Annotated in this window: 8 protein-coding genes; 5 read left to right on the top strand and 3 right to left on the bottom strand. The window is 56.4% G+C overall.

The annotated features are described in order from the left end of the window. Both V7080_RS23670 and V7080_RS23665 read left to right on the top strand, forming a co-directional pair. Positions 1-186, top strand: a 186-nt coding sequence (locus V7080_RS23670) for a carboxymuconolactone decarboxylase family protein (RefSeq protein WP_442947281.1), incomplete at its 5' end; no start/stop codon positions are given. Positions 187-249: 63 nt separating this feature from the next. After that, positions 250-822 carry a peroxiredoxin family protein gene (locus tag V7080_RS23665; protein WP_334190836.1) on the top strand — a complete coding sequence of 191 codons (573 nt, stop codon included), beginning with the start codon at positions 250-252 and terminating at the stop codon, positions 820-822. 92 nt (positions 823-914) lie between these two features. On the opposite strand, the gene V7080_RS23660 is transcribed toward V7080_RS23665, so the two are convergent. Together V7080_RS23660 and V7080_RS23655 are read right to left on the bottom strand one after the other, a co-directional pair. Further along, positions 915-1,733 carry a DUF4394 domain-containing protein gene (locus V7080_RS23660; RefSeq protein WP_334190835.1) on the bottom strand — a complete coding sequence of 273 codons (819 nt, stop codon included), beginning with the start codon at positions 1,731-1,733 and terminating at the stop codon, positions 915-917. A gap of 248 nt (positions 1,734-1,981) precedes the next feature. Beyond that, the gene (locus V7080_RS23655) at positions 1,982-2,620 is read right to left on the bottom strand and encodes a helix-turn-helix domain-containing protein (RefSeq protein WP_334190834.1); all 639 of its coding nucleotides are present in this window, start codon (positions 2,618-2,620) and stop codon (positions 1,982-1,984) included. Positions 2,621-2,892: 272 nt separating this feature from the next. On the opposite strand from V7080_RS23655, the gene V7080_RS23650 reads away from it, so the two are divergent. Continuing rightward, a complete protein-coding gene (locus V7080_RS23650; protein WP_334190833.1) occupies positions 2,893-3,363 on the top strand; it encodes a cupin domain-containing protein in 471 nt (156 codons plus the stop codon). 30 nt (positions 3,364-3,393) lie between these two features. Beyond that, a complete protein-coding gene (locus V7080_RS23645) occupies positions 3,394-3,720 on the top strand; it encodes a ferredoxin family protein (protein ID WP_334190832.1) in 327 nt (108 codons plus the stop codon). Positions 3,721-3,783: 63 nt separating this feature from the next. On the opposite strand, the gene V7080_RS23640 is transcribed toward V7080_RS23645, so the two are convergent. Then, entirely contained in the window at positions 3,784-4,410 is a 627-nt protein-coding gene (locus V7080_RS23640) for a DJ-1/PfpI family protein (RefSeq protein WP_334190831.1), read from the bottom strand. 262 nt (positions 4,411-4,672) lie between these two features. Here V7080_RS23640 and V7080_RS23635 point away from each other — a divergent pair. Next, positions 4,673-5,361, top strand: a 689-nt coding sequence (locus tag V7080_RS23635; RefSeq protein ID WP_442947280.1) for a TRAP transporter substrate-binding protein, incomplete at its 3' end; no start/stop codon positions are given.

Genomic DNA, 5,361 nt, shown 5'->3' with positions numbered 1-5,361 from the left:
CTCAAGGTGGTCAATGAACGCGCCAACCTGTCGGATGCGGACTTCGCAGCGGTACGGGAAGCGGGATTCACCGACGAACAGATCGTCGAAATCATGGCGCACGTGGCGTTGAACCTGTTCACAAACTACGTCAATGTCGCGTTCGACGTTCCGGTCGACTTTCCAAAAGTCGCATTGAGCAACTGATACGGCTTTGACGGATGCGCTGGCGCATGCCCTCGCATCCGTCGAACCACACTGGAGGACAACATGCACGATTTTTCCCTGTATCCCGAACTGGATGTCATCGAATGGATCAATACGCCCGGCCCGATTCACATGAGCGACCTGCGTGGCCGGGTGGTGGTGCTGCACGCCTTCCAGATGCTGTGTCCGGGCTGCGTGCAGTATGGCATTCCGCAGGCGGAACGCATCGCACGCGCGTTCCCGGGCAAGGACGTGGCAGTGCTCGGCCTTCATACGGTATTCGAGCATCACGATGTGATGACGCCGGCAGCATTGCGCGCATTTGCAAGTGAATATCGAATGCGCATGCCGATCGGGATCGATCGCCCGGCGGAGGAAGGATCCATACCGCGGACGATGAGAATGCTGCAGTTGCGCGGAACACCCAGCCTGGTGTTGTTCGATAAGGCCGGGAAGGTCAGGCACCAGCACCTCGGACAGGTGGATGACTTGCTGGTCGGTGCGGAGATCGGGGCGTTGCTCATGGAGCAGGCGCCGGCGCGGTCGACGAGTGACAAGAATCCGATCCAAACGCCCCAGGTGCAAGGATGCGAAGACGGAACTTGCCACACGAAGTCGGACATCCCTCGATCCTGAGCACTTCCAGCCTATCCAGGCTCGCGATCAAGACCACGACCGTCAGATGACGGTCGTAGCCTGTGACTTACCTGTCGATTCTTCCTGTCACGTCACGGTGCAACTGCAATACCAACTACCGGCTCGGGAATGCCAATCGTTCCAAGGCGTTTTGCCTTGCCGCTGCCGAGGTCGACCTCATACCAGGATGAAGCTGTTTCACCCGCCTTGCCCGCGGCGATGAAGGCCGCGCCGGACAGATCGGCAATATCGAACGAGACCCGCTCAAACTTGCCGATCGCCAGAGCGCCTACCGTGAAAAGCCGGCCGGTATTCGGCGATACGGCGGGCGTTTTCCCTTCGCGGGTTCCTTGTGTCGCCAACGTGCCGTGCACGGCATCAATGACAAAATTCGTTGTAACGTTATCGTCGTCCTTGTTGTACGTATAAGCAGCGGCGACGACGGCGGGAGTCTGGCCGGCGTGAACATCCCCACTGGCGTAGGCAAGCTTGCCGTCCGCCTGCAACCCGGTTGTGTTGGGATCGCCGTCTACAATCGCTGCCGTATCCGGATGCAGGCGCATATTCTGGCCGGTGTTGCTGACGAAGCGGATGCGGTCGACCGTCGGATTAAAATCGACCCCGAACTCGGTACCGGACGGGGCAATCGCGATTGCGCCGCTTCCGATCATCTGCACGGCGCCGCTGCCGGTATCCACCCGATACAGACGTCCGCTGGTACCGACTGCATAGAGCCAGCCCTTCGCAATGCGGTAATCGATGCCGAGCAGGGTCTCTTTCTCCTGCAATCCGCTCAACGTTTTCTGCGACAGAATTTTTCCCGGCTGGCCGGCGTTGAAACTGATCAGTTTATTGGTCGCGGTTACCGCGTACACGGTCTCCTTGCGCGGAGTGCCTTGAAGGTCGAGCACGAATGCGCACCCGCCCAGGACTACCGATGCAGTGGTGGTAACGGCGCACAGAAATGATCGTTTGGAGAATAAGGAATTTCGAAGCATCGGGAAATCAGTGAAGTGGTTGCGGTGCGACCGATACTACGCAAAATTTTGCCTACCATCAACTTGGATGCGGATCGTCTCCCGGAATCGAATTGCCTGGAAGCGAATCATTCTTGATGAGCCGCAGCCTATGCCGGATGTCGGCATACCGGCGTCCTGCACTACGACTGCTGTCGACTAATTTCAGGGGTGCGGTAAATCACCACCAGGGCACGCGACTCGCCTTTCAATGATCTGCCTCGATGCGGAATCCGTGAATCGAAGTAGACACTGTCGCCGGGTGAAAGTACCCAAAGCCGTTCCTTGCCTTCCACGACGAAGCCGAACTCGATTTCACCGTCCAGAACAAAGAGAAATTCCTCCCCGTCGTGCTCGAAACGAACATCCTTATCTATGTTCGACGGAAAGACCATGATGAAGGGATCCATGTGCTTATGCCGCTTTTTCTGCGCGAGCGAGACATAGTCGTAGCCGAAGGAACTTCCGCCACGAAGCACCGGCTCCCGTTCCCAGGAACGCACGATGCAAATACCGTCATTGCGTTCCACCGACGATTCGGAGCCCAGCAAATCTCCGAGTTCGATCTTCAGCACCTCCGCCAGTTTGACTAGCGTTCCGATCGGCGGAATCACCTTGGAATTCTCGATCTTCGATAAATACCCTTTTGTGAAGCCGGTTGCCTTTGCCAACGCATCCAGCGTGAAATCGCGTGCACTCCGCAGTTCATGAATGCGACGACCTAATCGTTGCTCGACTTCAGATAGCTGGGCCGGTGATTCAGATAATTTTGTGTCCGTCATATTCTCCGCATTATTTATGTTCGGTACGTCCCCATTGCCCCTTGAGAAGCGAAATCCGAGATGTCCTCGTACCGTCAACCAGACAAAGAAACTTGCCGTCGTATTTTCTCACCCCGCTTGAGGCGGAACGTTTGCCCCTGTCATTCAAATCCCGGGAAAAGTTTCATTTCTCTTAATTAATGTGATCCACGTCAACCTTAATGAAACTTTTTATGGATTAGTTGCATATTAAGATACCTGTGCTATTCTAGGCTGCATTCCAGAAGCGCAGCGTGAAATCCGGCTCTGCAATCTGGTTTCGGCCTGCAGACAATCCTGCCGCAAATACGTCCAGAAATCAGGAGAAATTTATGAGCACCACCATGGAAAAAAGGCTTTCCGGGAAGCTGGAGCCCACAGTCAACGGATCCACCTATGTCGATCCCGAGCAGCTCGAGTGGAAGCCAACCAAATTCAAGGGCATCCAGATCAAACCCTTGTACGAAGATGCAGCCAACGGCGAACTGACCTGCCTGCTCAAGTGGGAACCAGGGACTGTTCTTCCCTTTCACCGTCACCCTGAAATCGAGCAATCCTTCGTCTTGCAGGGATCTTTCTACGATCATGACGGCATTGCCCGTGCCGGCCAGTTCACCTGGCGCAAACCCGGCTCTCTCCACGAAACCAGGTCGGATGAAGGTTGCATTATCCTGGCGATCTACCGCAAGCCCAACGTTTTCTTCGACGTTGATGCAGGCTTCTAAAGCGCGTTAGCACCCGGCACGGAGGACTGAATGCCTTATGTCGTCACTGACGCATGCATCAAGTGCAAGTTCATGGATTGCGTGGAAGTGTGCCCTACCCACGCATTCCATGAAGGCCCCAATGCCGTCGTCATCAATCCTTCCGATTGCGCCAATTGCGCGCTCTGCGAGATGGTTTGCCCGGTGGCCGCCATCGTTTCCCGGGCCGGCTTGCCGCCGGCGCTAGCCGGTTATGCGGAACTGAACAGGCGCCTGGCAGGCCAGTGGCCGAAAATTACCGTCAAAGGCGCCGTCCCTGCCGATGCAGAGGAATGGGCCGAGGTGGCAGACAAGGGGCGCTACCTCGAAGGCGCATGAGTCGACCATGAGTCGATCCATGACCCAGCGGGCAAGCCGGTTGACGGGCGCCCGCATGGGCCTTCAGGCCGCCGCCACCTGAATCCCTCGCTCCCGCATATTCGCCGCTCTTGCCACGTCATAGCAGATTACCCTGGCCACCTTGTCGGCCGTTTCTTCATCGTACAGTTTTGCCAGCACATGCAGCGCCGTGTCGATGCAGAGGCTGACGCCTCCTCCCGTCACCTGTTTTCCCAAATCGACAATCCCGGCACGGCTCAGCTCAACCTTCGGAAAACGCCCCCGGAAAACCTCGAAGGGATCCACCTCCCCGTCGGCGTAGCTGGCCTTGGTTGTCGCCACCTTTCCATCCAGCAGGCCGGTGGCGGCAAAGATCATTGCCCCGGTACAGACGGACGCGGTGAGCGTTTCACGGTGTGCCTCGATGAATTGCAATGCTTCCGGGTTATTCACCTGCTTTGGCCATCCCGGTCCGCCGCAGATGATGAGCGCGTCGATAGGCGGGCAGCTTGAAAAGCTATGGTGAGCCTTGACCACGAGGCCGTTGGCGAGGATGACATCGCCGCCGTCCTGGCTGACTAAAAACATGTCGAGGTCCGCGACGACACGTTTTGCCATCGAAAACGTGCCGAAGATGGCCATCTCAATCGGCTCTACGCCCTCGTAAACAAAGATTCCGATTTTTTTCATAGTCATTCTCGCAAATTTGTTATAGAGTTTCCTAATACGAAACTCATGCTACTCTGGATGCGAATAAAAATCAAAGCCCTTTGGATCCTGTTTGGGCTTTGCAATGTGGCTGGATGTGGTCGAACGAGCGTGGTTAAGACACCGCTCATCTGACCTGCCGCTACACGCTTATCACTGTTTTCCAAGACGAGAAGTTTGCCTAACCAGCGTTTCACTTTTGTTTCAAAGACTCAAGCAGTTACCACCTCCAAGGAGAGTCGTTATGAAAGTCGTGAATCAGGGCCGTCGGACTGCAGTGAAAATGGGATTGGCCGCAAGTGCCGGCATCGTGGGCGCACCCATGGTTGCAAAGGCGCAGACGCCCATAAAGCTTAAGCTGCAAAGCACATGGCCCCAGAAATCAATATTCCATGAGTTTTGCGCCGACTTCGCCCGGCATACGGACAAATTGTCGGGCGGACGGTTGAAATTCGAAGTCCTTGCTTCCGGTGCGGTCATTCCGGCGCTGCAGGTGATCGACGGCGTAAGTACGCGTGTCATTGATGCCGGACATGGCGTACCGGGTTTCTGGTTCGGGAAAAACGCTGCATTTGGTTTGTACGGAGCGGGCCCCAGCTTCGCCATGGAAGCCAACCAAATGCTGGGATGGATTGAATACGGCGGAGGCGCTGCGCTCTACGAAGAATTGCTTGCAGCAGCCCGCATGGATGTCGTCAGCATCCTTCATGGCCCCGTTCCCGTGGAGCCGCTCGGCTGGTTCAGAAATCCCGTCAATACCGTTGCCGACCTCAAGGGGTTGAAGTTCAGGACATCCGGATTGGCCGTGGAGCTGTTCGAAGAAATGGGGATGTCGCCGACCCAGATGGCGCCCGGCGATATCGTGCCGGCACTCGATCGCGGCGTGCTTGACGCGGCCGAGTTCGCCAATGCGACGGACGACCGCATGATGGG

This window comes from Noviherbaspirillum sp., from assembly GCF_036846085.1.
In the GTDB taxonomy this organism is placed as follows: domain Bacteria; phylum Pseudomonadota; class Gammaproteobacteria; order Burkholderiales; family Burkholderiaceae_D; genus Noviherbaspirillum.
Note: the sequence above shows the minus strand (reverse complement) of the source record. Positions and strands in the feature narration are given on the sequence as shown.